This window comes from Geodermatophilus aquaeductus (assembly GCF_900182545.1).
Classification (GTDB): Bacteria; Actinomycetota; Actinomycetes; order Mycobacteriales; family Geodermatophilaceae; genus Geodermatophilus; species Geodermatophilus aquaeductus.
Genome location: NZ_FXTJ01000017.1, coordinates 21,640 through 46,733, shown reverse-complemented (window position 1 = coordinate 46,733; position 25,094 = coordinate 21,640). Strand labels below are relative to the sequence as shown.

27 protein-coding genes and 1 tRNA gene are annotated in these 25,094 nt (G+C 74.7%); 15 read left to right on the top strand and 13 right to left on the bottom strand.

What is annotated here, in order from left to right; all coding sequences use genetic code 11:
• Positions 1–70: 70 nt before the first annotated feature.
• Positions 71–1,078 (bottom strand): LacI family DNA-binding transcriptional regulator, encoded by a 1,008-nt coding sequence (locus FN207_RS24600; RefSeq protein WP_142461076.1) that lies wholly within the window; start codon positions 1,076–1,078, stop codon positions 71–73.
• A gap of 332 nt (positions 1,079–1,410) precedes the next feature.
• On the opposite strand from FN207_RS24600, the gene FN207_RS24595 reads away from it, so the two are divergent.
• From FN207_RS24595 to FN207_RS24585, 3 genes are all read left to right on the top strand, one after another.
• Positions 1,411–2,721: an extracellular solute-binding protein gene (locus FN207_RS24595; RefSeq protein ID WP_142461075.1), complete on the top strand. Its 1,311-nt coding sequence runs from the start codon at positions 1,411–1,413 to the stop codon at positions 2,719–2,721.
• Positions 2,722–2,817: 96 nt separating this feature from the next.
• Entirely contained in the window at positions 2,818–3,756 is a 939-nt protein-coding gene (locus FN207_RS24590; RefSeq protein WP_110910136.1) for a carbohydrate ABC transporter permease, read from the top strand.
• Entirely contained in the window at positions 3,753–4,646 is an 894-nt protein-coding gene (locus FN207_RS24585; protein WP_221888388.1) for a carbohydrate ABC transporter permease, read from the top strand. The genes FN207_RS24590 and FN207_RS24585 overlap by 4 nt, the downstream gene beginning before the upstream one ends.
• 6 nt (positions 4,647–4,652) lie before the next feature.
• On the opposite strand, the gene FN207_RS24580 is transcribed toward FN207_RS24585, so the two are convergent.
• A complete protein-coding gene (locus FN207_RS24580; RefSeq protein ID WP_246066351.1) occupies positions 4,653–5,867 on the bottom strand; it encodes an ROK family protein in 1,215 nt (404 codons plus the stop codon).
• 83 nt (positions 5,868–5,950) lie between these two features.
• Here FN207_RS24580 and xylA point away from each other — a divergent pair, with 83 nt between their 5' ends.
• Genes xylA through FN207_RS24560 form a run of 4 tightly spaced genes read left to right on the top strand, consistent with a single transcriptional unit; the run spans position 5,951 to position 10,580 of the window.
• A complete protein-coding gene (xylA, locus tag FN207_RS24575) occupies positions 5,951–7,135 on the top strand; it encodes a xylose isomerase (protein ID WP_142461071.1) in 1,185 nt (394 codons plus the stop codon).
• 11 nt (positions 7,136–7,146) lie between these two features.
• Positions 7,147–8,544, top strand: coding sequence for a xylulokinase (gene xylB / locus FN207_RS24570; protein ID WP_142461070.1), 1,398 nt, complete (start codon positions 7,147–7,149; stop codon positions 8,542–8,544).
• 48 nt (positions 8,545–8,592) lie between these two features.
• Positions 8,593–9,666 carry an ABC transporter ATP-binding protein gene (locus tag FN207_RS24565; protein WP_142461069.1) on the top strand — a complete coding sequence of 358 codons (1,074 nt, stop codon included), beginning with the start codon at positions 8,593–8,595 and terminating at the stop codon, positions 9,664–9,666.
• Complete coding sequence (locus FN207_RS24560) at positions 9,663–10,580, top strand: aldose 1-epimerase family protein (RefSeq protein WP_142461068.1); 918 nt, start codon at positions 9,663–9,665, stop codon at positions 10,578–10,580. Before FN207_RS24565 ends, FN207_RS24560 begins: the two co-directional genes overlap by 4 nt.
• A gap of 25 nt (positions 10,581–10,605) precedes the next feature.
• On the opposite strand, the gene FN207_RS24555 is transcribed toward FN207_RS24560, so the two are convergent.
• Complete coding sequence (locus FN207_RS24555) at positions 10,606–10,860, bottom strand: hypothetical protein (protein WP_246066350.1); 255 nt, start codon at positions 10,858–10,860, stop codon at positions 10,606–10,608.
• A 22-nt stretch (positions 10,861–10,882) separates the two neighbouring features.
• Entirely contained in the window at positions 10,883–11,224 is a 342-nt protein-coding gene (locus FN207_RS24550; protein ID WP_142461067.1) for a hypothetical protein, read from the bottom strand.
• Between the two features lie 143 nt (positions 11,225–11,367).
• Here FN207_RS24550 and aroH point away from each other — a divergent pair, with 143 nt between their 5' ends.
• Genes aroH through der form a run of 3 tightly spaced genes read left to right on the top strand, consistent with a single transcriptional unit; the run spans position 11,368 to position 13,762 of the window.
• Positions 11,368–11,730 (top strand): chorismate mutase, encoded by a 363-nt coding sequence (aroH, locus tag FN207_RS24545; protein ID WP_110910143.1) that lies wholly within the window; start codon positions 11,368–11,370, stop codon positions 11,728–11,730.
• The gene (cmk, locus tag FN207_RS24540) at positions 11,727–12,419 is read left to right on the top strand and encodes a (d)CMP kinase (protein WP_142461066.1); all 693 of its coding nucleotides are present in this window, start codon (positions 11,727–11,729) and stop codon (positions 12,417–12,419) included. Before aroH ends, cmk begins: the two co-directional genes overlap by 4 nt.
• On the top strand, positions 12,416–13,762 hold the full coding sequence (der, locus tag FN207_RS24535) for a ribosome biogenesis GTPase Der (RefSeq protein WP_142461065.1): 1,347 nt from the start codon (positions 12,416–12,418) through the stop codon (positions 13,760–13,762). Before cmk ends, der begins: the two co-directional genes overlap by 4 nt.
• A 19-nt stretch (positions 13,763–13,781) precedes the next feature.
• Here der and FN207_RS24530 read toward each other — a convergent pair whose 3' ends face one another.
• From FN207_RS24530 to FN207_RS24520, 4 genes are read right to left on the bottom strand one after another with little or no spacing between them, the layout of a single operon-like run.
• Positions 13,782–15,596 carry a hypothetical protein gene (locus tag FN207_RS24530; RefSeq protein WP_142461064.1) on the bottom strand — a complete coding sequence of 605 codons (1,815 nt, stop codon included), beginning with the start codon at positions 15,594–15,596 and terminating at the stop codon, positions 13,782–13,784.
• Positions 15,593–17,320: an alpha/beta hydrolase gene (locus FN207_RS24525; RefSeq protein ID WP_221888387.1), complete on the bottom strand. Its 1,728-nt coding sequence runs from the start codon at positions 17,318–17,320 to the stop codon at positions 15,593–15,595. Before FN207_RS24525 ends, FN207_RS24530 begins: the two co-directional genes overlap by 4 nt.
• Entirely contained in the window at positions 17,317–17,487 is a 171-nt protein-coding gene (locus FN207_RS26585) for a hypothetical protein (protein WP_185938565.1), read from the bottom strand. The genes FN207_RS24525 and FN207_RS26585 overlap by 4 nt, the downstream gene beginning before the upstream one ends.
• 44 nt (positions 17,488–17,531) lie before the next feature.
• Entirely contained in the window at positions 17,532–18,128 is a 597-nt protein-coding gene (locus FN207_RS24520) for an HdeD family acid-resistance protein (protein WP_246066349.1), read from the bottom strand.
• Between the two features lie 222 nt (positions 18,129–18,350).
• Between FN207_RS24520 and FN207_RS24515 the strand changes: the two genes are divergently transcribed.
• Positions 18,351–18,424: transfer RNA gene (locus FN207_RS24515), tRNA-Pro, on the top strand.
• A 102-nt stretch (positions 18,425–18,526) separates the two neighbouring features.
• On the opposite strand, the gene FN207_RS24510 is transcribed toward FN207_RS24515, so the two are convergent.
• The 3 genes from FN207_RS24510 to FN207_RS26580 all read right to left on the bottom strand — a co-directional run bounded on the left by FN207_RS24510 (position 18,527) and on the right by FN207_RS26580 (position 20,253).
• Complete coding sequence (locus FN207_RS24510) at positions 18,527–18,904, bottom strand: tyrosine-type recombinase/integrase (protein WP_185938564.1); 378 nt, start codon at positions 18,902–18,904, stop codon at positions 18,527–18,529.
• A gap of 693 nt (positions 18,905–19,597) precedes the next feature.
• On the bottom strand, positions 19,598–20,014 hold the full coding sequence (locus FN207_RS24505) for an SRPBCC family protein (RefSeq protein WP_142461062.1): 417 nt from the start codon (positions 20,012–20,014) through the stop codon (positions 19,598–19,600).
• Positions 19,993–20,253, bottom strand: coding sequence for a hypothetical protein (locus FN207_RS26580; protein WP_185938563.1), 261 nt, complete (start codon positions 20,251–20,253; stop codon positions 19,993–19,995). The genes FN207_RS24505 and FN207_RS26580 overlap by 22 nt, the downstream gene beginning before the upstream one ends.
• A gap of 156 nt (positions 20,254–20,409) precedes the next feature.
• On the opposite strand from FN207_RS26580, the gene FN207_RS24495 reads away from it, so the two are divergent.
• The 4 genes from FN207_RS24495 to FN207_RS24480 all read left to right on the top strand — a co-directional run bounded on the left by FN207_RS24495 (position 20,410) and on the right by FN207_RS24480 (position 23,220).
• Positions 20,410–20,667 (top strand): hypothetical protein, encoded by a 258-nt coding sequence (locus FN207_RS24495; protein ID WP_185938562.1) that lies wholly within the window; start codon positions 20,410–20,412, stop codon positions 20,665–20,667.
• Positions 20,668–20,852: 185 nt separating this feature from the next.
• Entirely contained in the window at positions 20,853–21,860 is a 1,008-nt protein-coding gene (locus FN207_RS24490; RefSeq protein ID WP_185938561.1) for an NADP-dependent oxidoreductase, read from the top strand.
• A gap of 136 nt (positions 21,861–21,996) precedes the next feature.
• Positions 21,997–22,206: a hypothetical protein gene (locus tag FN207_RS24485; RefSeq protein WP_142461060.1), complete on the top strand. Its 210-nt coding sequence runs from the start codon at positions 21,997–21,999 to the stop codon at positions 22,204–22,206.
• Positions 22,207–22,305: 99 nt separating this feature from the next.
• Positions 22,306–23,220 (top strand): alpha/beta fold hydrolase, encoded by a 915-nt coding sequence (locus tag FN207_RS24480; RefSeq protein WP_142461059.1) that lies wholly within the window; start codon positions 22,306–22,308, stop codon positions 23,218–23,220.
• 52 nt (positions 23,221–23,272) lie between these two features.
• Here the strand turns inward: FN207_RS24480 and FN207_RS27195 are convergent, their stop codons facing one another.
• Positions 23,273–23,710 carry an acyl-CoA dehydrogenase family protein gene (locus FN207_RS27195; RefSeq protein WP_281282172.1) on the bottom strand — a complete coding sequence of 146 codons (438 nt, stop codon included), beginning with the start codon at positions 23,708–23,710 and terminating at the stop codon, positions 23,273–23,275.
• A 954-nt stretch (positions 23,711–24,664) separates the two neighbouring features.
• Positions 24,665–24,997 (bottom strand): hypothetical protein, encoded by a 333-nt coding sequence (locus FN207_RS24465; protein WP_142461057.1) that lies wholly within the window; start codon positions 24,995–24,997, stop codon positions 24,665–24,667.
• Between the last annotated feature and the right edge of the window lie 97 nt (positions 24,998–25,094).

Below are 25,094 nucleotides of genomic sequence, written 5' to 3'. Positions count from 1 at the left end.
TCCAGACGTGCAGGGGAGACCGGCGGCGCGAGGGAACGCGCCCGCCGGCGGGTGCGGAGGAGGGGACGGGTCAGGGACGGCGGGCCGTGGAGGCGCGCGGCACCAGCGAGGTGGCCAGCTCGACGCGCTGGCTGGCGAGCTCCCGGCCGCTGACCAGGTCGAGCAGCATGCGCCCGGCCATCCGGCCCATGTCGGCCAGCGGCTGGCGCACGGTGGTGAGGGGAGGGGAGGACCAGCGGGCCATCGGCAGGTCGTCGAAGCCGACGACGGACAGGTCGCCGGGCACCGACAGCCCCGCCTGGCGGGCGGCCTCGAGGACGCCGAAGGCCTGCTCGTCGCTGCCGGCGAAGACCGCCGTCGGCCGGTCGGGCAGCTCCAGCAGCTCGCGGGCGCGCTCGTAGCCGCCGTCGTGGTGGAAGTTGCCGTGGCGCACCAGCGCCGGGTCGGCGGGGATGCCGGCGCGGTCGAGCGCGGCGCGGTAGCCGTCGATGCGGGCGCGGCTGCACAGGTAGTCCTCGGGGCCGCCGATGACCGCGATCCGCCGGTGGCCCAGCTCGACCAGGTGCTCGGTGGCGGCCATGCCGCCGGACCAGTTCGTGGCGCCGACGCTGGGCACGTCGGGACCGGGCATGTCGACCGGGTCGATGACGACGACGGGCAGGTGCGAGCGGCCCAGCCGGCGCTGGTCGGCGGCGGTGATGCGCGAGGTGACCACGATGGCGCCGCGGCGGCCCCCGGCGATCAGCGAGCGCACCCAGTCGCCGTCCTGCGGGCGGGCGGCGAGGGAGTCGACGACGATCTCCAGGCCGCTCTCGGTGATGCCGCGCAGCAGCTCGACCGCCCAGGGGCTGTCCAGCGCGGTGAACACGACGTCGACCAGCGGGCTGTCCGGCTCGGGCACGGGCCGCCGGGCGAGGGGCACGTAGTCGTACTGGTCGAGCAGGGCCAGGACGCGCTCGCGGGTGGCGGGGGCGACGTCGGTCTTGCCGTTGACGACCTTGGACACGGTGGGCAGCGAGACGCCGGCCGCGGCGGCGATGCTGGCGAGGGTGGGACGGCCGGCCGTCTGCTCGTGCACTGTCGCTCCTCCGGAGGTCGCCGGTCGCCGGCGGCCGGGAGGGGACGCCGGGTCCGTCCAGCCTGGCGTCCCCGGGGGCGGAGTACAGCGGGCTCCGGCGACGGTGCCGGACGGATGTGATCGGCGACGCTATCGAAACATCTTCGAAACCACCAGCCCCCTGCATCCGGCCAGGTCAGGATGGCGCGTCCTCTGCGAGCCCCGACGACGCGCGGGACGGCGCCACGCGGGCGTCCCAGCGGCGCGTTGACAGGTCCCGTGACGTGGCTTACGTTCTCGCACCACCCCGAAACTTTCGGTTTTCAACGTCGAAACAGAAAGGCGGCGATGGGATGTCATCCCGGCGTCTGACCCGCGGTGCCGCATCCGCCGGCGCGCTCCTCCTCGCAGCGAGCCTGGTCGCCTGCGGCTCCTCCGGTCCCGGTGGGGCCGGCGGCGGTGGCGGCGACGCCGCCCAGGTGTGGGCCCTGCAGGACACCGTGCTCAACCCGATCGAGGAGTCCTCGATCTCGCGGTTCAACGAGGCCAGCGAGGCCGGCGACGCCGAGCTCGCGACCTTCGGCAACGACCCCTACAAGCAGCGGCTGCGCGTGGCCCTGAGCTCGCCCGAGGCGCCCGACGTCTTCTTCAACTGGGGCGGCGGCAACCTCAAGGAGTACGTCGACGCCGGCGCGGTGGAGGACCTCACCCCGCTGCTGGAGGAGGACCCGGAGCTGCGCGACTCGTTCATCCCGAGCGTGCTCGAGGCCGCCCAGCTCGACGGGAAGTACTACGGGATCCCCATGCGCGGCGTGCAGCCGGTCGCGCTGTTCTACAACGAGTCGGTGCTCGAGGCGGCCGGCGTCGAGGTCCCGCAGACCTGGGAGCAGCTGCTGTCGGCGGTCGACGCGCTCAAGGCCAACGGCGTCACCCCGATCGCCCTGGCCGGCTCGCAGTCGTGGACCGAGCTCATGTGGATCGAGTACCTGCTCGACCGCGTCGGCGGCCCGGAGGTCTTCCAGGCCATCCGCGACGGGGAGCCCGGCGCGTGGGAGAACCCGGCCGTCCTGCAGTCGCTGCAGCTGGTGACCGACCTGGTCGACCGCGGTGCCTTCGGCGAGGACTTCGCCTCGGTGGGCTACGACGTCGGCGGCGCGTCGACGATCCTCGCCCAGGGCGACGCCGGCTTCCACCTCATGGGCTCGTGGGAGTACGTCAACCAGCTCGGGCAGAGCCCGGAGTTCGTGGAGGCCGGCGACCTCGGCTGGGCGCCGTTCCCGGCGGTCGAGGGCGGTGCCGGTGACCCGGCCAACGTCGTCGGCAACCCGACGAACTTCTACTCGGTCGCCGCGGACAGCCAGCACAAGGACGCGGCCCTGGAGTACGTGACGACGGCGCTCGACGACGAGCAGTACGTCGAGGACCTGGTGGCCGCCGGCGACGTGCCCGCGGTGGCCGGTGTCCGCGACCAGCTGGAGCAGGGCGAGAACGCCGACTACACGACCTGGATCTACGACCTGGTCGAGGGTGCGCCGAACTTCCAGCTGTCCTGGGACCAGGACCTGCCCGCCGACCAGGCCACGCAGATGCTGACCGAGCTGCAGCGGCTCTTCCTCGGCGAGCAGACGCCCGAGGGCTTCATCGCCACGATGTCCGCGGCCTGAGGCACCCGCACCACCTGATCACCGCACCACCGCACCACCGCACCCAGTACCACCGCACCCAGTACCACCGCACCACTCCACGGCAGGGGACCCGGCATGGCAGGCACCACCCTCGTCACCACCGCGCCGACGCCGACGGCGCCGGCGCCCCGGGGCCGGCCCCGGGGGACGCGCGAGCGTCCCTCGGGGTGGTACCTGGCGCCCGCGCTGGCCTTCTTCGGCTTCTTCGCGGTGCTGCCGATGGGCCTGGTCGTCTACCTCAGCTTCACCGACTGGAACGGCTTCGGGTTCCCGCAGCCGTCCGGGGCGGCGAACTGGGAGCGCCTGGTCGCCGACGGCGAGGCGCGCGACGCCCTGCTGCTCACCCTGCTGTTCATGGTGGTCACCTGGGCCGTCCAGACCCCGATCGCACTGCTGATCGGGGTCTGGGCGGCCGGGCGGCAGCGCAACCGCGCCGTCCTCAGCTCGCTGTTCTTCCTGCCCCTGCTCCTGTCGACGGCGGCGATCGCGCTGCTGTGGGCCTCGGTGCTCGACCCCAACTTCGGGGTCACCCAGGCGCTGCCGTTCCTCGACCGGTTCAACTTCCTCGGCGACACCGACATCGTCATCTACACGGTGGTGTGGGTCGTCTCCTGGCAGTACGTCCCGTTCCACACGCTGCTCTACCAAGGCGCGGCCCGGCAGATCCCGCACAGCCTCTACGAGGCGGCGACCATCGACGGCGCCGGCCGCTACCGCCAGTTCTTCACGATCACGCTGCCGCTGCTCAAGTACACGGTGATCACCTCGAGCGTGCTGATGCTGGTGGGCTCGTTCACCACCTTCGACACAATCCTCATCCTCACCGGGGGCGGCCCGGGGACGACGACCCGCATCGCGCCGCTGTACATGTACATCACCGGCTTCAGCGGCTTCGAGTTCGGCTACGCCAGCGCGATCGCCGTCCTGCTGCTGGTCCTCGGCGCCGGGCTGTCCCTCTTCGTCACCCGCATCACCGGCTTCCGGGCCATGCAGAGCCAGCAGGAGGGTTCGTGACCGCCACCGCGCTGCCCACCCGAGGCGCGACCGCGGCCCCCGCGCCGCCGCGTCCCCGCCGCCGGCGCCGCCGCCGCGAGCGGCCCAACGTCCTGGCCGGCGTGCTGTCGCTGGCCTGGTTCGTGCTGGTCGCCGTCCCGCTGTACTACCTGGTGTCGGGGAGCCTGCGGACCCGGCAGGACTACCTGTCGACCAACCCGCTCGTCCCGCCGTCGGACCCGACGCTGGAGAACTACCGGACCGTCTTCGAGGGCGGCTTCCCGACCTACCTGCTCAACACCGTCGTCGTCACGCTGGCGACCGTGGCGATCGTCGTCGGGCTCACGTTGCCGGCGGCCTACGCCATCGCCCGCAACACCGGCCGGTTCGTGCAGCGCGGCTTCTCGCTCATGCTGGTCGGCCTGGCCATCCCCGCGCAGGCGGCGATCATCCCCGTCTACCTGATGATCACGCAGCTGCGGATGTACGACACCCTGCTCGCCGTCATCCTGCCCACAGCCGCCTTCGCGATGCCGGTGGCGCTGCTGGTCATGGTCAACAGCCTGCGCGACATCCCGGGCGAGCTGTACGAGGCGCAGACCCTCGACGGCGCGGGGCCCTTCGCGGTGCTGCGCCACCTGGTGCTGCCGCTGGCCAAGCCGGCGATCACCACGGTGTCGGTCTTCACCTCCCTCACGGCCTGGAACGGCTTCCTCTTCCCCCTGGTGCTCACGCAGTCGGAGGACACCCGCGTGCTCACCCTCGGGCTGTGGGACTTCCAGGGGCAGTTCGGCACCAACGTGCCCGGCCTGCTCGCCGCCGTGACGCTGTCGGTGGTGCCGATCTTCGTGCTCTACCTGATCGGCCGGCGGTACCTGCTCAGCGGCCTGACGGCCGGCTTCGGCAAGTAGCCGGCGTCAGTGCGTTCCCAGCCACCGGGCGGGGTCGTCGACGACGTCGGCGAGTGCGCGCAGCGCCGCCCCCGTCGCGCCGGCCGCCGGCGCGCCGGGCGCGGCCTCGACGCGGGGCCGGCGCCAGCGGGCCGACAGCACGCGCCGGCCCAGGTGCTCCTCCAGCGCCGGGCGCAGCAGGCCGGCGAGCTCGCCGAGGTGGCCGCCGAGGACCACCACCGGCACGTCGAGCACGTTGAGGACGCCGGCCAGCGCGACGCCCAGCGCGCGCGCCGCGCCGTCGACCGCCGCCCGCGCGGCCGGGTCGCCGCCGGCCGCGCGGCGGGCCAGCTCGCCGGGCGCGGTGCCGCGGGGCAGGCCGGCCGTGGCGAGCACGGCGTCGCGACCGGCGTACTGCTCGAGGCAGCCGGTGGAGCCGCACCGGCAGGCCGGCCCGTCGGGGTCGACGCACACGTGCCCCATCTCGCCGGCCCAGCCCGAGCTGCCGCACATGACCCGGCCGTCGAGCACGGTGGCGCCGCCGATGCCGATCTGTCCCGAGAGGTAGACGAAGTCGCGGTGCGGGCCGGGGCGGCCGGGCGCGGTCTCGGCCACGGTGCGCGCGGCGAGGTCGGCCTCGTTGCCGGGCACCGGGTCCAGCCCGCCGGGCAGCCGGGGCGCGAGCAGGTCGGCCGGGCGGACGTCGGACCAGCCGAGGTTCGGCGCGCGCAGCAGCACGCCGGTGGCGCCGTCGACGATGCCCGGCAGGGCGAGGCCGGCGCCGGCCACCCGGGTGCCGTCGGGCAGTTCGCCCAGCAGGTCCGCGGCCAGGTCGCCGAGGCGGGCCAGCGTGGGCGCGGGGTCGCTGCCGCGCAGGTCGCCGGGCTCGACCCGCTCGCTCACCACCCGGCCGCGCAGGTCGAGCACCCGGCCGGCGAGCAGGCCCGCGTCGGCCTGCAGGCCCAGCGCGACGACCCGAGAACCCGGCGCGAGCGGGGTCGCCGGCCGGCCGCGGCGGCCCGACGGCGTCGCCTCGACCTCGTCGAGCAGGCCGCCGGCGACGAGGTCGTCGGCCAGGCGGGCGGCGGTGGCGCGGGTCATCCCGGTGGCCGCCGCGACGTCGGCCCGCGACGGCGGGGCGCCGGCGGTGCACACCGTCCGCAGCACCAGGGCGAGGTTGGCCGGGCGGGGGGTGGCCGGGCGCGCGCGGGTTCCCTCGGGGCTCGGCGCGGGCACGGACACGGGGTTGAGGTTAGCTGTGACGTGCATTATGTTCTAGTCCGAAACAAAATCACGGCCCGCACCCCGTTCCCGGGAGGAACACCATGACTCAGCCCACCCGCGAGGACCGCTTCTCCTTCGGACTGTGGACCGTGGGCTGGAACGCCCGCGACCCGTTCGGCGAGGCCACCCGCCCGCCGATCGACCCGGTGGAGAGCGTGCACCGCCTCGCCGAGCTCGGCGCCTACGGCGTCACGTTCCACGACGACGACCTCATCCCGTTCGGCACCGAGAGCGGCGAGCGCGACAAGATCATCGAGCGCTTCAAGGGTGCCCTCCAGGACACCGGCCTGGTCGTGCCCATGGCCACCACCAACCTGTTCACCCACCCGGTGTTCAAGGAGGGCGCGCTCACCGCCAACGACCGCGGCGTCCGCCGGTTCGCCATGCGCAAGGTCATGCGCAACATGGACCTCGCCGCCGAGCTCGGCGCGAAGACCTACGTCCTGTGGGGCGGCCGCGAGGGCGCGGAGGTCGACGGCGCCAAGGACCTGACGGCGGCGCTGGACCGCTTCCGCGAGAGCATCGACACCCTCGCGCAGTACTCCGAGGACCGCGGCTACGGCCTGCGCTTCGCCCTCGAGCCCAAGCCCAACGAGCCGCGCGGCGACATCTTCCTGCCCACCATCGGGCACGCGATCGCCTTCATCAGCACGCTGCAGCACGCCGACCTGGTGGGCGTGAACCCCGAGGTCGGCCACGAGCAGATGGCCGGGCTGAACTACACGCACGGCATCGCCCAGGCGCTGTGGCAGGGCAAGCTCTTCCACATCGACCTCAACGGCCAGCACGGGATCAAGTACGACCAGGACCTCGTCTTCGGCCACGGCGACGTGCTGAGCGCCTTCGCCACCGTCGACCTGCTCGAGCACGGCGGCCCCAACGGCGGCCCGGCCTACGACGGCCCGCGCCACTTCGACTACAAGCCGCTGCGCACCGAGGACCTCACGGGCGTGTGGGAGTCGGCCGCGGCGAACATGCGGACCTACCTGCTGCTCAAGGAGCGGGCCGCCGCCTTCCGCGCCGACCCCGAGGTCCAGGAGGCCCTCGCCGACGCCGCGGTGCCCGAGCTCGCGACGCCGACCCTCGAGGGCGGCTCCTACGAGGAGCTGCTGGCCGACCGCGCGGCGTTCGAGGACTTCGACGCCGAGGCCGCCGGCGCGCGCCGCGGTGGTCAGGTCCGCATCTCCCAGCTCGCCGTCGAGCACCTGCTCGGCGCCCGCGGCTGACCGACCGGCCGATGACGCTCGTCGCGGGGGTCGACACCTCCACCCAGGCCTGCAAGGTCGTCGTGCGGGACGCGGCGTCCGGGACCCTCGTGCGCGAGGGCCGGGCGTCGCATCCCGACGGCACGGAGGTCGCCCCCGCGGTCTGGGCCGCCGCCCTCGAGCAGGCGGTGGCCCAGGCCGGCGGCCTCGACGACGTCGCCGCGGTCGCCGTCGGCGGCCAGCAGCACGGCATGGTCTGCCTCGACGAGGACGGCCGGGTCGTCCGCGACGCGCTGCTCTGGAACGACACCCGTTCGGCCGGTGCCGCCGCCGACCTCACCCGTGAGCTCGGCGGCGGGCAGGCCTGGGCCGACGCCGTCGGGCTGGTGCCGGTCGCCTCCTTCACCGTCACCAAGCTGCGGTGGCTGGCCCAGGCCGAGCCGGAGAACGCCGCCCGCACCGCGGCCGTGTGCCTCCCGCACGACTGGCTGACCTGGGTGCTGGCCGGCCGTCCGGGGCTCGACGCGCTGGTCACCGACCGCGGTGACGCCAGCGGCACCGGCTACTGGTCGGCCGCCACGGGGAAGTACCGCCCCGACCTGCTCGAGCGGGCGTTCGGCGCCACCCCGCACCTGCCGCGGGTCCTCGGCCCGGACGAGACCGCCGGCACGTCCACCACCGGCGCGGTGCTGGGCCCGGGCACCGGCGACAACGCCGCGGCCGCCCTCGGCCTGGCCGCCGAGCCCGGCGACGTCGTCCTGTCGATCGGCACCTCCGGCGTCGTGTCGATCGTGTCGGAGACCCCGGCCGCCGACCCCAGCGGCGCGGTGGCCGGGTTCGCCGACGCCACCGGGCGGTTCCTGCCGCTGGTGGCCACGCTCAACGCCGCCCGCGTCCTCGACGCCACCGCGCGGCTGCTCGGCGTCGACCACGAGGAGCTGTCCCGGCTGGCGCTGTCGGCCCCGGCCGGCGCCGGCGGCCTGACCGTCGTCCCCTACCTGGAGGGCGAGCGGACGCCGGACCGGCCGACGTCGACCGGGGCGGTGCACGGGCTGACCCTGGCCACCTCGACGCCGGCGCACCTGGCCCGCGCCGCCGTCGAGGGGCTGCTGTGCGGCCTGGCCGACGGCCTCGACGCCGTCCGCGCCACCGGCGCCGAGGTCCGCCGCGTGCTGCTCGTCGGCGGCGGTGCCCGCTCCGAGGCGGTCCGCCGGATCGCCCCCGCCGTCCTCGGCGTGCCGGTGCTCGTGCCGCCGCCGGGGGAGTACGTCGCCGACGGCGCCGCGCGCCAGGCCGCCTGGGTGCTGTCCGGGGCGGCCGGGCCGCCGGAGTGGCAGCGGCCGGGCACCGAGGTGCACGAGGCCGACCCGACCCCCGCCGTCCGCGAGCGCTACGCCGAGGTCCGCGACCTCACCGCGCAGCGGATCTGACCCACCCCCGCACGACCGGCACCGTCGCCGTACCCCGAGGAGCACCCCATGGCCACCGTCACCTACGAGTCCGCGACCCGCCTGTACCCCGGGGCCGACCGCCCCGCCGTCGACGCGCTCGACCTGCAGGTCGAGGACGGCGAGTTCCTCGTCCTCGTCGGCCCCTCCGGCTGCGGCAAGTCCACGTCGCTGCGGATGCTCGCCGGCCTCGAGGACGTCGACGGCGGCCGGATCCTCATCGGCGAGCGCGACGTCACCGACCTGCCCGCCAAGGCGCGCGACATCGCGATGGTGTTCCAGAACTACGCGCTGTACCCGCACATGACCGTGGCCGACAACATGGGCTTCGCGCTCAAGATGGCCAAGATCGGCAAGGCCGAGATCGGCGAGCGGGTCCGGGAGGCCGCGCGGCTGCTGGACCTCGAGCAGTACCTCGACCGCAGGCCGCGGGCGCTCTCGGGCGGCCAGCGGCAGCGGGTGGCGATGGGCCGGGCGATCGTCCGCAAGCCGCAGGTCTTCCTCATGGACGAGCCGCTGTCCAACCTCGACGCCAAGCTGCGCGTGCAGACCCGCACCCAGATCGCCCAACTGCAGCGCCGCCTGGGCATCACCACGGTCTACGTCACCCACGACCAGACCGAGGCCATGACGATGGGCGACCGCGTGGCGGTGCTCAAGGACGGCCTGCTCATGCAGGCCGGCCGGCCCCGCGAGCTCTACGACCGGCCGCGCAACGTGTTCGTCGCCGGCTTCATCGGCTCGCCGGCCATGAACCTCGTCGAGCTGCCGGTGGCCGACGGCGGCGTCCGCTTCGGCGACGCCGTGCACCCGGTCGAGCGCGAGGTGCTCGGCCGCGCCGACGCCGACCGGGTGGTGCTGGGCGTGCGGCCCGAGGACCTCGAGGTCTCCGCGCAGGGCCTCCCCGTCGAGGTCGACGTCGTCGAGGAGCTCGGCGCCGACGCCTACGTCTACGGGCACGCCGACCTCGACGGGCAGCGGCACACCGTCACCGTGCGGGTCGACGGCCGCCGCCCGCCGATGAAGGGCGACCTGCTGCACGTGAGCCCGCGTCCCGGCCAGGTGCACCTGTTCTCCGCCCTCGACGGCGAGCGGCTCGGGTGAGCCTCCCGCCCACCGGGGAGCAGCACGTCCTCCGCGCCGGGGACGCCGAGGCCGTCGTCGTCGAGGTGGGCGGCGGGCTGCGCACCTACCGCGCCGGCGGCCGTGACGTCGTCGACGGGTTCGGCGCCGGCGAGATGGCCCCCGACGTGCGGGGCCACGTCCTCGCGCCGTGGCCCAACCGGCTGCGCGACGGCGAGTGGTCCTGGGAGGGCACGCCGCTGCACACCCCGGTGACCGAGCCGGAGCGCGGGACGGCGATCCACGGGCTGGTGCGGCACGTGGCCTGGCGGCTGCTGGCCCGCTCGGCGGACTCCGTGGTGCTCGAGCACCTGCTCCACCCGCAGCCGGGCTATCCCTTCGCGCTGCGGCTGCAGGTGGGCTACGAGCTGTCCGCGGACGGACTGCGGGTGACCACCACCGCCACCAACGCGGGCGACTCCGACCTGCCCTACGGCGAGGGCCACCACCCCTACCTCGCCGCCGGCCCGGGCCTGCGGGTCGACGACTGCACGCTCACCCTGCCCGCGGCCACCCGGCTGCTGACCGACGACCGGCTGCTGCCCACCGGGACCGAGCCGGTGGAGGGGACGCCGTTCGACCTGCGCGGGGGCCGGCCGGTCGGCGACCTCGTCGTCGACGACTGCTTCACCGACCTCGCCCGCGACGCCGACGGCACCGCCGAGGTCCGCCTCGTGCGCCCCGACGGCAGCGGCGCCGCCGTCTGGATGGACGCCTCCTACGGCTATCTGCAGGTGTTCACCGGCGACGTCGTCGAGCCGCCGTCGCGCCGCCGGCAGGGGCTGGCCGTGGAGCCGATGACCTGCCCGCCGGACGCGTTCCGCTCCGGCGAGGCGCTCGTGCGGCTGGCGCCGGGGGAGTCCACGACCGGCACCTGGGGCATCCGCCCGCTCTGACCCGCGCCGGGTCCCGGCGGTGCGGTCAGGCGGTCAGCGCGAGGCAGATCCAGCACAGCGGGTCCCCGGCGTCGTCCCGGTCGTCGGGCCACGACCACGCGGCCGGGTCGAGCAGCGTCACCGACGCCAGGCACACCGCGCGGCCGACGAGCAGCCCCTCACCGCCCACGGCGTGCAGGCGGCCCACGGGCAGGTCCGGCGACCCGGCGGCGCGGTCCACCGGGCGCACGCCGTCCGCCCCGACCGTCCAGCGCCCGCGGCGGCGGGCCTCCGGGGTCACGGCAGCCCGTCCCGGCCGGCGGTCATCGGAGCTCGAGGGAGTGGCCGGCGGGCAGGCCCCGGGCCAGGCCGGCCAGGAGCGCCCGCGCCTCCTCGGCGACGGTCGCCGACCCGAGCAGGACGACGACCTGCCGGTGACCGGACTCCCGGAGGGCGGCCACGATCCGGCCCAGGAACTCGGCGCCCAGCCCGTCGAGGTGACCACGGACGCAGACGGTGCCCGCGGCCCGGTCGGTCCGCAGGGTGCACAGCGGCGGCCGGGAGCGGGCCGGGCCCTCGTCGGGCGGTCGCCCGGCCCCGGGCGGTCCCTGGCCGGTGCGTCGGCGGCGGGCATCGGTGCGGCGGTGGGCCTCTTCTCGACTCACCCCCCGACCGTGACGAATCCGTCCGGAACTCCCCAGGGCCATAGGTCCCTGGGGTCCCGGTCCGGCGGGGCGGTGGCGCGGGGTACCTAGACTCGACCGGGCACCCCAGATCCGGGAGCCGGGACCGATCGAGGAGGGTGCACGTGGCCGTACGGGCCATCCGCGGCGCGACACAGGTGGACGCCGACGACCGCGAGGAGGTCCTCGAGGCCACCCGCGAGCTGGTGAGCACCGTGGTCGAGCGCAACGGCCTCGACCACGACGCCATCATCAGCATCCTGTTCACGGCCACCCCGGACCTCACCTCGGAGTTCCCGGCGCTGGCCGCCCGGGAGCTCGGGATGGGCGACGTGCCGCTGATGTGCGCCACGGAGATCGGCGTCCCGCACGCGCTGCCGCGGGTGCTGCGGCTGATGGCGCACGTGGAGACCGACCGGCCGCGCGCGGAGATCCAGCACGTGTACCTGCGGGGTGCCGTGGCGCTGCGACGGGACATCGCACAGTGAGCGCGTTCCGGGGCCAGGTGACCCTCGACGGGCCGTCGGGCACGGGCAAGTCCAGCGTGGCGCGGTCGGTGGCCGCCCGGCTCGGGGCCGCCTACCTCGACACCGGCGCCATGTACCGCGCCGCGACCGTGGCCGTCATCGACGCCGGCGTCGACCCCGACGACGCCGAGGCGGTGGCCCGCGTGGTCGCGGCCGCCCGCATCGAGGTGGGGACGACGGCCGGCGTGGAGCAGGTGGAGGTCGACGGCACCGACGTCGCCGAGCGGATCCGCGGCGCCGAGGTGACCCGCAACGTCTCGGCGGTCTCGGCCGTGCCCGCGGTGCGCCGGCAGCTGGTCGACCAGCAGCGCGCGCTCGTCGCCTCGGCCGACGCCGTCGTCGTCGAGGGGCGCGACATCGGCACCGTGGTGCTGCCCGACGCGACGCTCAAGGTCTACCTGACCGCGGCGCCGGAGGTCCGCGCGGAGCGGCGGGCCGGGCAGCTCGGGATCAGCGACCCGGCGGAGGTGGCCGCCATCGCGGCCGACCTGCGCCGCCGGGACGAGTACGACAGCAGCCGCGCGGACAGCCCGCTGCGGCCGGCCGCCGACGCGGTGGTCGTGGACAGCACCGACCTGGACCGGGAGGCCGTCGTCGACCGCGTCGTCGACCTGGCGCTCTCGGCGGTCGGGGCAGGGGAGAGGGCATGAGCGAGGAGGGCACGGGCGGTCCGCTGCCGGTGGTGGCGATCGTGGGCCGGCCCAACGTGGGCAAGTCGACGCTGGTCAACCGGATCCTGGGGCGGCGCGCCGCGGTGGTGCAGGACATCCCGGGGGTGACCCGCGACCGCATCTCCTACGAGGGGCTGTGGAACGGGCGGCGGTTCACCGTCACCGACACCGGCGGCTGGGACCCCAAGGCCGAGGGGCTGGGGGCCTCGATCAGCCGGCAGGCGGAGTTCGCGATGCGCACCGCCGACGTGATCGTCCTCGTCGTCGACAGCTCCGTGGGCGCCACCGACACCGACCTGGCCGCCGCGCGCATCCTGCGCCGCAGCGACCGGCCGGTGATCGTCGTCGCCAACAAGGTCGACGACGAGCGCAGTGAGTCCAACGCCGCCGAGCTGTGGTCGCTGGGATTGGGGGAGCCGCAGCCGGTGAGCGCGCTGCACGGGCGCGGCTCGGGCGACCTGCTCGACCTGGTGCTCGACGCGCTGCCCGAGGCGCCGCGCGAGCAGCCCGAGGAGGGCGGCCCGCGCCGGGTGGCGCTGGTGGGCCGGCCGAACGTCGGCAAGTCCAGCCTGCTCAACCGGCTGGCCAAGGAGGAGCGCTCGGTCGTCGACTCCGTCGCCGGCACCACCGTGGACCCGGTGGACTCGATCATCAGCCTGGGCGGCGAGGACTGGCGGTTCGTCGACACCGCGGGGCTGCGCCGCAAGGTGAACACCGCCAGCGGCACCGAGTACTACGCCAGCCTGCGCACCGAGGCCGCCATCCAGGCCGCCGAGGTCGCCGTCGTGCTGCTGGCCGCCGACGAGGTGATCAGCGAGCAGGACCAGCGGGTGATCACCCAGGTCATCGAGGCCGGCCGCGCGCTGGTCATCGCGTTCAACAAGTGGGACGCCATCGACGAGGACCGGCACGCCCAGCTCGAGCGCGAGATCGAGCGCGACCTCGCCCGGGTCAAGTGGGCGACGCGGGTCAACATCTCGGCCGCCAGCGGCCGCGGCGTCGGCAAGCTCGCCGACCACCTGCGCACCGCGCTCGCCTCCTGGGAGACGCGCGTGCCGACGGCGGAGCTCAACGCCTACGTCCGCCAGCTGGTGCAGGAGACGCCGCCGCCGGCCCGCGGCGGGCGAGCGCCGAAGATCAAGTACGTGACGCAGGCCGACGTCCGGCCGCCGCGGTTCGTCGTCTTCTCCACCGGCTTCCTCGAGGCCGGCTACCGGCGCTTCCTCGAGCGCAAGCTGCGCGAGCGCTGGGGCTTCACCGGCACGCCGCTGGACATCTCGGTGAAGGTCCGCGAGGGCCGGGGGAACGACAGGAAGAGCTGAGTCCTCGCCGGCCGTGCGCTCAGCGGCGCGGCCGGCGGACGAGCAGCTCGCGCAGGTTCACGACCAGCAGGACGACCGCGGCGAGCACGAGCGCGACGGCGAGGACGGTCCGCCAGGCGCCGAGGACGGCGAGCACCAGGCTCGCGACCGCGGACACCCACAGGGCCGCGACGGCCAGCACGGTGAGCAGCAGGCGCACCCGCCGGCGCGCGACGGCCTCCACGCCGGCGAACACCAGCAGGAACGTGGCGAACCCCGTCAGGGACGCCGCGGTCGGCCGGGTGAGCAGCACACCGATGCCCAGCACGAGCAGCGGGGTGCTCACCGCGGCCCAGCCGCGCAGGAAGGCCGGGTGCCGGTGCGTGTCGATGACGTCCGGCAGGTGCACCCGGCGCAGGTGGGCGTCGGGCGCCTCGTGCCGCAGCGGCCCGGACAGGGCCTCGGTGAGGGCCGCGCGCTCCTCGGCCAGCTCCGTCCGCTCGGCGACCGTCGCCGCCAGCCCGGCCTCCCGGCGCCCGAGCTCCTCCCGGCGGGGCCGGGCCCACCGGTCGGTGTCGGCGTAGGCGGCGAGGGCCCGCGCCTGCGCACGCAGACCACGCACCTCCTCGCGCTCGCCGGCGATGCGCGCGCCCAGGACCTGCAGCCGCGCGGTGACCTCGTCCCGCCGGCTGCACAGCAGCGCCCGCTCCTCCTCGGGCGTCGCCGGGACCGTCGCCAGACCGGCCCAGCCGAGCGGGTCGGCCCAGGAGCGGCGGACGGCGCCGTCGCGCTCGTAGCGGGGCCCGGCCGGCGCGCGCTCCCCGCCCAGGGCGTCGCGGGTGTCCAGTCCCCAGAGGCCGCGGAAGTCCCGGACCCAGGGCGTGTCCTCGCCGACGACCTCCGGCTGCCAGGTCCGGTCGTGCCCCGGGCCGACGGCCGGACCGTCGCCGCGGGCGTAGTCGACGAACGGGATGGCGAACCCCGCCGCGCTCCGCCGGCCGAGGCGGTCCCGCAGCCGTCGCAGCGGCGGCAGCTCGACGGCGACGACGTGGTCGCCGGGGGTGAACGCGCCGGAGTGCGACCCGGCGCCGGGGAAGACCACGGGGTGGTCGCCCTCACGGCGCAGCCCGGGGTCGTCCCACCGTCGCCGGAGCGCCTCGCCGGAGTGGTCGTGGGAGGACGCCGCCACCCAGGCCGGGCGCCACCGCCCTCGCTCGGGGACGAGGTAGACGGCGACGGTCTCCCAGTCGGCCTCGTGGTCGTTGACGCCGTGGAAGGTCGAGCGCCAGTCGTTGAACGCGTAGAAGTACCAGTACTGGCAGACCGTGTACCCGGCGTCGCGGACGACCCGGCCGTAGTAGGTGCAGCCCCCGGCGTCGAGGTGCGCGCGGGCCGTGCGCTCCGCGGCGGCGACCGTTCCGCCGGGGACGCTGCCGCGCACGAGCAGCGACAGCCGGAACAGGACGTCGACCAGGCGGGCGAGCACGCCGACGGCGGCGAAGCGGGACGCCGAGCGCAGTCGCGGCCGGTCCTCCCGCCGCCAGGCGCGCAGCTCCGTCCTCGTCAGGGGCGGGTCGACGAAGCGCAGGTGCAGCGGCCGGTCACGGTGCCGGGTCCCGGCCGCGGCCAGCTCCTGCAGGTCGAGCGCGCCCGCAGGGACGAGGACCTCGTCCGGCCCGTCCGGCCCGTCCGCCCGGAGGCTGCACCGTGCCACGTAGGGCCCGACCGCGGTGGGCAGGAACAGCTCACCGGCGGTGAAGCGCAGCACCGGCTCGTGGGCGCGCAGCAGCGCCTCGTCGGACGGCGCGGGGGTGTGAACGGGGGGCGCCGACGTCCCGACATCGGACGCGCTCACCGCCGGATCAGGTCGCGCAGCCGGTCGGCCTGCTCCGGCGTCCAGTCCGCGGGGCGCAGGAGCAGGGCCCAGGCGTCCACCGACTCCCGGGTGTAGCGGTGCCCGTGTCCCTCGGGCACGTCGAGGGAGAACGGCATGTCCAGGGTGACCTGCCAGAAGGTGACGAGCGGGAGCCAGGTCGTCGCGGGCAGCACGTCGCGCCCGCGCTCCTCCTCCAGCCAGTCGGGCCGGGTGAGCAGCAGCGAGGGGCTCCACCACACGATCGGGTCCGACGGGTGCTGCAGGTACAGCACGCGGGCGCCGTCCCACGGGACGCCGGCCGGGGGAGCCCCCGTGGTGACGTCGGTGCTGAAGCGCACCGTCCGCCCGCCGCGGTAGACCGGCTCGACCTCGCGGCTGCCGGCGTCCCGGTCGTCGCGGAACTCGGTGTGCAGCGCGTTGAAGTTGGGCGCGCCGACGAACAGGGCGCCGGTGACCCGGTTGCGCAGGTCGGACTCGCCGCTGAACGCGGCCTCGGCGCCGAAGGACCCCAGGCTCTCGCCGAGCACGAACAGCTCCGGCCGGGCCTCCGGGGGCAGGGCGGTCCAGCGCTGGTAGACGGCGTCGAACAGCTCCCGCCCGGCGGCGCGGGCGCGTGACTGGTCGACGAGGTAGGAGATCCCCGAGGGCACGTGGGAGTACTGCATCGAGACGAGCGCGGAGTCGCCGCCGGCGATGTACTCGAAGGCCGACAGGGAGCCGGCGTCCAGCCAGCCGCGGCCCGTGGTCGTGGCCACCGCCAGCCGCGCCCGGGTGAACCCGCCGGCCCGCTCCAGGTCGTCGACGGCGAGCTGCGCGCGGGCGGGAGTGTCCCCGGCGGAGGCGAGGCCCGCGTAGACCCGGATCGGCTCGGTGGCGGCGGTCCCGGTGAAGGCGGCGATCTCCTCCGCGGACGGGCCGCCGGCCACGATGGTCCGTCCCTCCCGGCCGAGGGTGTCCCAGGCGATCAACGAGCCGGGTCCGCCCGAGCGCAGCCCGCTGTCCGGGCGCCGCACGCCGTCGGCGGTGGTCCCGTCGGCGAGCGCGAAGGAGCGGTCCACGGCGGCGCGCAGGGCGTCGGCCCCCGAGCCGGTGATCAGGAGCACGACCAGGCCGGCGACCGCGAGGCCGCCGAGGGTCCGGGCGGCGCGGGCGCCGATCCACCGGGCGAGCAGCCGGGCGACGGCGCGCGCGGCTCCCCGCACGAGCCGCGCGACCCCGAGCAGGACGGCGAACACCAGCAGTCCGACGGGGACCGCCAGCAGGTACCGCCACAGGTCCTCGCCATCGGCGCCCATGAGGGCGCGCAGCTCGTCCTGCCAGCGCCGGCCGAGCACGAGGGCCGCCGTCCCCAGCAGCGCGGCGGCGACGCCGAACACGCGCCACGACCGCGGACGCGGGACGCGCGCACCCCGGTCGGCCAGCCCGCGCCAGACCGCCGCCAGGAGGACGCCCAGGCCGTACCCCAGGGCGGCGCTGATCCCGGCCACCACGCCCTGGGCGAGTCCGCTGCGGGGGAGGAGGGACGGCGTGAAGGAGACGCAGGCCAGCAGCAGCGCGCCCCACGAGCCGGGCAGCGACAACGCACCGCGCCGCCGGGCGGAGCCGGTGCGCGGGAGGGCGCCGCCCCGTCGTGCCGCACCGCCGCCCGGGTCGGCCGGGGGTGCCGCGGGCGGCGGGTCCACGGTCCCCGGTGTGGCGCTCACGCTCCCCCTCGCACCGACGTCACGAGCAGCCACACCGCGAGGACGAGGACGGTGAGCACGACCGCGGTCACCAGCAGCGCCCCGGCGGCGAACGCCAGGCTGAAGTCGTCGTCGCCCTCCTCCCGGGCGGCCGGGACCGGGGGATCGACGGTGGGGATCGTCGACATCGGTCCTCCCGGCCTCCGCCGCGCCACGGGGCCCGGAGTCCGGCTCAGCCCGGGGCGCCGGTGGTCCCCGCCGGCGGGGCGGCCCCGGCCGGCGCCGGGCGGACCCGGCCCACCGCGACGAGCGTGATGCCCTCGAGCAGGGTCTGGATCGCCAGCAGGGTCCCGAGCAGGGTGAGCGTGGCGGTGGTGAGGTCGAGCAGGATCCACAGCCCGAGGACCACGGAGATCGCCCCGCTGACGACGAGCACGACGCGCGCCTCCGGCACCACGACCCCGCCGACGATCCGCACCAGCCCGGTGCTCAGGAACACGCACCCGGCGAGCAGCGTCAGGGTGAGCGCGCCGATCGCGGTGTTGCGGAGGATGAACAGGCCCAGCACCGCGAGGACGACGCCGCCGAGGGCCACCGCCCACGACCCGCCGGAGCGGATCCGCAGCAGCGAGCCCACGACCAGCACGAGGCCGGAGATCAGCGCCGTCCAGCCGATCAGGAGGACGGAGGCCACCGTCGCGAAGACGACGTTGCCGAGCAGCACGACGCCGGCGATGACGAGCAGCACCCCGACGGCGACGTCGCCGCCCGTGCGCCGTCGTTCCAGGGTCGTCCGTTGCCGGGTCGGGCGTTCCGGGGTCGTCGTCACGATCGCTCCTCCACGGTGGTCAGCGACGGCAGCCTGGCGCGGCCCGGGGGTCTCCGGCTCACCCGCGGGAGGTGACTTCCGCCGTCGTCGCGGCCCGGACGGTGCCGTCGTCCACCGGGGAGCCCGGTCGTGCGGCGCGCGGTCGACCACCGGGCAGGTCGGGGGAGCGGGTGCGGTAACCTGCTCCACGCAGCGATCGGGCGGTGCGAGCCGCCCGGCGCTCGGGCTGTAGCGCAGCTTGGTAGCGCACTTGACTGGGGGTCAAGGGGTCGCAGGTTCAAATCCTGTCAGCCCGACAGTGAAACCGCAGGTCAGAGGCGGGTCACCCGACGAGGGTGGCCCGCCTCTCGCGTGAATACAGCAACGCGTACAGCAACGCGGGGCGCGGACAGCAACCCTCACCAGCGGAGCGCCTGGTCGAGACGGTCGGCAGCCTCACGCTGCTGCGCCGGACCGACGTGGCTGTAGATGTCCGCGGTGATGGCATAGGACGAGTGGCCCAGGTGCTCCTGGACGACCTTGGTGTGTGTGCCGGCGGCGAGGAGAAAGCTGGCCGCGGAGTGTCGGAGGGTGTGCAGGGTGACGCCGCGGAGACCGGCTCGCGCCGCGAGGACCTCGAAGCGCCGCAGCACGTTGCGCGGCTCGAGCGGCGTGCCGATCTCGGTGGTGAAGACCAGGCCGTTCTCCTGCCACACCCCTGCGGCCGCGCGCTGCTCCTCCAGCTGCCGGGTCCGGTGGGCCTGCAGCGCTTGGACCGTCGACCGGGGGAGTGGCACGGTCCGGCGGGACTTGTCGGGCTTGGGCTCGTCGAGCTGCAGCCCCCGGCTTCAGAGAAGTCAGTCGCCCCCGTCGCCCCCGTCGCCGAAGGCATCGGGTCCAACGTGCCAATCGGCCGGGGGCAATGCCGGCTCCGCCGGGTGAACGGCGATCGTCTCCTCAAGCGCTATCGGCTCGGGCAGGACCTGGTAGCCGGGACTACTGCCGTCAAGCCAGCGTTTGCGGGAACCATCCGCTGCTGTCATGACCTGTCACCTCTCATCGTGGTGACGCCTCCTGGGTTGGCCCGCAGGTCCTCGGCCGTTCCGGAGACCCGCGCTCCGGCCTTCCTCACGGACAGGATCCCCGCTGCGGGCAACAGGCACCAACAGCCTGCAATGATCGAACCCTGGGAGCCGGAGACGACCTGAGGGAGTCGCGAACTGGGTTCGCGCGACAGTCCCTTCAGCGGCCCGGACCGCGTCGCCGGCTGCCGCGCTGCTCACCGGGGCAGCGTGCCTGCTTCGCGCGGCCGTCGCCTCCGGCCGCCGGACCACAGCAGCGCACGCATGGCGCGAAGACGGCGACCTCGGTGTCGCGGTTGGCGAGGATCCGCCTGGCTCCAACGTGGAGATGCTCGTGTCCGCGCCCAACGCCTTCGCTCGCGTGCGGGTCTCGAGGCTCCCGTCCGGCAGCATGGTGGCGCCGATGCCTCAGCCGAGCGTTCTGGCGAGCCCGCGGCCCATCCTTCCGAAGACGACGGCGATGATCCGCTCGAACAGCCAGCCGGTGCCGGGCACCACCGGCTCGAAGGTGGTGCGAGAGCGGACCACGCTCGCGTCACCCGCTGCGAGCAGCGTCTGCTCGGACCGGTAGTGCCGCAGCGGCAGGTTGCCCGAGACCATCTCGTAGGTCAGGCGGTGCAGCGGGTCGAACTCGGTCACGCGGTAGCGGTCCCGGATGCCGCGGCCGTGCACGGTGTACTCGACCCGCGGGCCGAGCGCACCATCGCCGTCGACGGTGACGCTGCGGATCGGCTGCCAGTCCGGCCAGTGCTCGATGTCGCAGAGTGCCGCCCAGGTGCGCTCGAGGGTGGCGGGCACCACGGTCACGACATCGACGGTGTACATGCGGGCCTCCGTGGCCGGGGGGTAGCACGGGTGACCTCACGGTGCCAGAGCGGTTCGCGGTGTTGGAGGCTCGTGCCGTCCCACCCTTCATTCGCCGCCATCGAGCGGTTCATCGCCGGCTGGAACGACCGCTGCCGGGCGTTCACCGGGACCAGGGACCTTGAGACGGCTGCGGTGTAGTCGATGACGTGGGCGGTGCCGATCGCGCGGACGAGTTCGACGTCGCGGGTGTTGAACACGCCGGTGACCTCCGCACCCGGCGCGGCCGCGATCCGGACGGCGAAGCTGCCGGGTGACGGTCGCGGGGACGCGCACGGCCCGCATCCGACGATGCTGCCGCCGCCCGGCCGCGGGATGTGTGCCCGCGGTGTCAGCGGGATGGGCTCGGTCTGTACGTGGTGACCGGCGCCGGCGACGACCACGTGGACCTGTGCGGGGACTGCCTGGCCTCGGTGACCTCGATTGCCTCGCCGCAGCGTGACTCCTGCACCCATGATCCGCGTCCGGACGCCGGCAAGTGCGCGGAGGCGGCGTTGTGGAAGGCCGTCGGCGGTACCGACAGGCAGGCGCGCTCGAGCATGGCCTTGGCCGCGGTGGTGGAGCTCAACCGGCGAATCGACGATGCCTGCGCCGATGTAGCCGCGGAGCTGTGAGCCGACCGCAAGCACCGATGCGCCCTAGCGCTGCCGGGTGGGGATGTCCATGCCGGCCGGTTGGATCTCCTTCATCGGCGCCGGACGCGGCTGCACCGCAGGACGGCGTCCTGGGGACCGGTGACACGGCGCTGCCCGCGCCGGACACTGGACGCACACCGGCTCGGGACGGGCGGGGAGGCCCCATGACCGTGAGCAACCGGCAACTGCGTCTGGCGTCCCGGCCATCCGGCCTGCCGGAGCCGACGGACTTCACGGTGACCCGCGAGCCGGTACCGGAGCCGGGGAACGGCGAGTTCGTCGTCGAGGTCACGCACGTGTCGATCGATCCGGCGATGCGCGGCTGGATGAACGACGTGCGCTCCTACCTGCCCCCGGTGGGCATCGGTGAGGTCATGCGGGCCGGCGCTATCGGGCGGGTCGCCGCGTCCGCGCACCCCGGCTTCGCGGTCGGCGACTGGGTGTCCGGGTTCTTCGGGGTGCAGGAGTACGCCGTCTCCGACGGCCACGGGGTCCGCCGGGTGGATCGGTCCGTCGCGCCGCTGCCCACGCATCTGGGCGCGCTCGGAGGCACTGGGCTCACCGCCTACTTCGGGTTGTTCGACGTCGGACGCCCCGGGCCGGGGGACACCGTCGTCGTGTCCGGTGCGGCGGGCGCGGTCGGCAGCGTCGCCGGTCAGCTCGCCCGGATCCACGGCTGCCGGGTGATCGGCATCGCCGGCGGTCCGGACAAGTGCCGCCGGCTGGTCGAGGAGCTGCGCTTCGACGCGGCGATCGACTATCAGAACCAGGACGTCGCAGCCGAGCTCCGGCGGTTGGCTCCGGGCGGGATGGACGTGTACTTCGACAACGTCGGCGGCGACGTCCTCGACGCCGTCCTGACCCGGCTCGCCCGCGGCGCGCGCGTCGTCATCTGCGGCGCCATCTCCCAGTACAACGCCGAGCGAGTCCAGGGGCCGAGGAACTACCTGATGCTGCTGGTGGCGCGGGCCTCGATGACCGGGATGCTGGTGCTCGACTACGTCGACCGCTATCCCGAGGCCATCGGCCGGCTCGCCAGCTGGCTGCACGCGGGCGAGCTCGTCGCCCGTGAGGAGGTCGTGCACGGCACCGTCGAGGACTTCGTTCCGGTGCTGCGCCGGCTGTTCACCGGCGCCAACACCGGCAAGCTCGTGTTGGCCCTCGATCACTGAACCCCTGGCCCGGGGAATGACGGTGTGCGTCGCCGCCCGCACCGAGGGGCTCGCAACGGTCTTGACCCGGTCGGCGCGAGCGAGGACGTTCGTTCCTGCGCTCCTCTCTGCGCCGCACCATCCTCGGGAGGTCCCCGTGACCACCACGACCCCTACACCCCCCGACCTGTCGATCCAGGCGGCCCGGCTGGCTGCGACCCGGGATCGGCTCGATCGCGCACACGCCCACGTCGCGGAACTCCGTCGGGAGTTGCAGCGCTGCGAGGACGACGTGCGGAGGCTGACCGATGAGGCGTATCGAGAGCTGGTCCGGATGTGGACCATCGACGCCGAGCAGCAGCGCTAGCCACTGCGACCGGCGCGGCGTCGCCTCCCGGCCGGTCGCCATCGGGCCGACGGTCGGTCCGCGGGGAGGATGTGCCGCGCAGAGGCCGAGGGACGCGGCATGACGGTCACCGAGGCGGCGGGAGGCGGGTTCGAGGCGCTGCAGCACGTGGCACTCAACGGCGTGTCGCTGGCCTACCGTGAGGTCGGCCGCGGGGAGCCGGTGGTTCTCGTGCACGGCGGTCTCGGTGACCTGCGCACCTGGGCCGCCCAGCTGGAACCGCTCGGTGCGCGGTGCCGCGTGATCGCCTACAGCCGCCGCTACGCCCGGCCCAACGAGCCCATCGCCCCCGGTGCGGTGGATCCGATGCCGGTACACGTCGCGGACCTCGTCACGCTCCTGCACACCCTGGGAGCCGCGCCGGCGCACCTGGTCGGCAGCTCGTGGGGAGCGTTCATCTGCCTGCTCACCGCGATCGAGCACCCCGAGGTGGTCCGCAGCCTGGTGCTCGAGGAGCCGCCGCTGCTGCCGCTGGTGCTCGGCTCCGGACCCCGCCCGCAGCCGGCCGTCCTGATGCGCAGCCTGCGCCGCCGGCCGCGCGCGACGCTGGCGGTGCTCGGGTTCGGGCTGCGCACCTCCGCCCCGATGGCCTGGGCCTACCGACGCGGCGATGACGAGCGGGCGCTGCAGCTCTTCGCCCGCGGCGTGCTGGGCCGTCAGGCCCTGGCCCGGCTGACCCCCGAGCGCCGGCAGCAGATGCGAGAGAGCGCGGACACGCTGCGAGCCGAGTTCCGCGCCGGGTTCCCGCCGCTGACCGAGCCGGACATCCGCGCCGTGCGTGCCCCGGCGCTGCTGCTGACCGGCGAGCACAGCCCCACCATCGAGGGCGCGCTCAGCGACTGGCTCGCCGACCTGCTGCCCGACGCCGAGCAGCTGGCAGTGCCCGGCGCGTCCCACCTGATGCACGAGGACGACCCCGCCTTCGTCACCGACGCGATCGTCGGCTTCGTCACCCGCGGACGACCCCCCGGATGACCGCATCAGGCGTCCCGCCACGCGCGGTCGGCCGCCTCGTGACCGGACCGTGTCAGAGGAACGGGACGGGTGGCTCCTCGCCCAGGACCAGGCCTCCCACCAGCTCCAGCATCCGGTCCGGGGCCACCAGGTGCTGCTGCATCGCAACCGCGTCCCGCAGCAGCCGGTCCAGCGGTGAGGAGGTGTCGACCGCCTGGGTGCCGATCGTGTCCACCATCGCCTGGGCGACGTCGCGGGCTCTCCGGCAGGCGTTCACCCGGGAGAGGGCAAGGATCACCCGGTGCGGCGCGGTCATGGCGCCGTCGCTCTCCAGCTCGTCCCACATGCGGTCCGGGGCGTCGTACACGTTCGCCCGCGCCGCACCGGGCCCGGTCCCCGCGCGGGCGACCGCGGAGGCGCGCCCGCGGCAACTCCCGCATCCGGTCCCCGCGGGGCAGGTACACCTTGTTCTCCACGACGGCGAGCGCGACGTCGATGGCCCGGCGGTCAGGCCCAGCGAGACGCTGGACAGTTGGCGAGGAAGGCCCCGGGGAACGCTTACACCGGTCCTGGCCGGCGCGGCGCGGCGCGGAACGTGAACGTCTGCTCGGCCGGCACGACCAAGCCCTGCACGCTGTGGTCGTGGCTACCGCTGCCGGGCAGGTCGGAGTTCCCCGAGCGGCGGCCGCGGTCGCAGGTGAGCTGGTCGATGAGCCAGACGGGCAGCGTGGTCAGCGGCCGGTTCGGTAGGCGTCGCGGCGGTGGGCGAGGTCGAGGACGGTGACGGTGTGGGTGTCGTCGTCAGTGCGGTGGACGACCCGGCAGGTGCCGCGGCGGGCGCTGTGCCAGTCATGTAACGGTGGGCGCAGCCGGGTTTCCGACGCGGTGGGGGTTGTCCAGCAGCGGGCCGACAGTGAACTCGTAGGCGGCCGTGGCGACGCTCTCGGGCAGGTGATCGGTGAGCCGGCGGCGAGCGGCGCGGGGATGGGCAGGAGATGGGCGTCCTGGTTGTCGGACACCGCTGCTGACTGGGTGGTGGGCCATGGCCGTGTCCGGCTGTCGCGTTCGACCGGTTGATGGCTACCGGTGGCCAGGGCAGCGGTGCAGCGAAACGCCCGCTGACGGCCGCGGCCGGAGCGCTCACGTCGACCACGTCATGCCGTGCGTGTGGGGGAGTGGCGACCACGTCGTTACCTCGCGTCTGCCGCATCAGTCCGCTCCTGGGACTGATACACCCGGGAGCGGACGCCTGGGAGCTTTTCGGCGAGCAACTCCCGAATGGGCCGCGATGGGTGACGGCGTCGGAGGCGTTGGAGCGGTGGCCCATCCCTCCGCGGAACGGCTCGCTCCGCTGGTTGGAGGACAACTGGCGCGCCACCGGAGGAAAACTGGGGAACGGGAAGGTGGCCTGCGCGGAGAGTGCCCACCCGGCCGCCTGATCGCTCCGCCGTCTCCCCTCAGGCCGCTACTCGTCCGCAGGTCGCCGCTGCCCGATCCGAGTGGTCCGTCTGCGCATCTCACCGGCGCGGTGCTCACGGAGGCCCGCGAGCCCGTCGACGGCGCCGACGGGCCCGGCGGACCGCACCATCACGGCGAGCCCGGCGGATGCGAGGAAGGACACGGTGCCGGCGTCGATCACGTCGGCCACCACCGGTAGGCCACGCTGCCGGCTCTCGTACTCGGCCACCGCCGTGGAGTCCACGTCACCGGACAGGCAGAGCACCCGCCGCCCGCCCGCCTCGTGCTCGATCGTGATCGACCCGGGAAAGGGACGAAGACGCCTCGCATGCGGGGCCATGCCAGCCTCCAGGCCCCACCGGCGGCGGTCGGCGGGAGAAGGAGCCCCGGGTCCGCAGGCTTCGAGCCCGGACTCCGCGCCGGTGACCGTACGCGGC

Coding starts and splice junctions, on each gene's coding strand:
- FN207_RS24595 (WP_142461075.1), top strand. CDS start 1,411: ATGTCATCCCGGCGTCTGACCCGCGGTGCCGCATCCGCCGGCGCGCTC.
- FN207_RS24590 (WP_110910136.1), top strand. CDS start 2,818: ATGGCAGGCACCACCCTCGTCACCACCGCGCCGACGCCGACGGCGCCG.
- xylA (WP_142461071.1), top strand. CDS start 5,951: ATGACTCAGCCCACCCGCGAGGACCGCTTCTCCTTCGGACTGTGGACC.
- xylB (WP_142461070.1), top strand. CDS start 7,147: ATGACGCTCGTCGCGGGGGTCGACACCTCCACCCAGGCCTGCAAGGTC.
- FN207_RS24565 (WP_142461069.1), top strand. CDS start 8,593: ATGGCCACCGTCACCTACGAGTCCGCGACCCGCCTGTACCCCGGGGCC.
- der (WP_142461065.1), top strand. CDS start 12,416: ATGAGCGAGGAGGGCACGGGCGGTCCGCTGCCGGTGGTGGCGATCGTG.
- FN207_RS26585 (WP_185938565.1), bottom strand. CDS start 17,487: ATGTCGACGATCCCCACCGTCGATCCCCCGGTCCCGGCCGCCCGGGAG.
- FN207_RS24505 (WP_142461062.1), bottom strand. CDS start 20,014: ATGTACACCGTCGATGTCGTGACCGTGGTGCCCGCCACCCTCGAGCGC.
- FN207_RS24490 (WP_185938561.1), top strand. CDS start 20,853: ATGACCGTGAGCAACCGGCAACTGCGTCTGGCGTCCCGGCCATCCGGC.
- FN207_RS24480 (WP_142461059.1), top strand. CDS start 22,306: ATGACGGTCACCGAGGCGGCGGGAGGCGGGTTCGAGGCGCTGCAGCAC.
- FN207_RS24465 (WP_142461057.1), bottom strand. CDS start 24,997: ATGGCCCCGCATGCGAGGCGTCTTCGTCCCTTTCCCGGGTCGATCACG.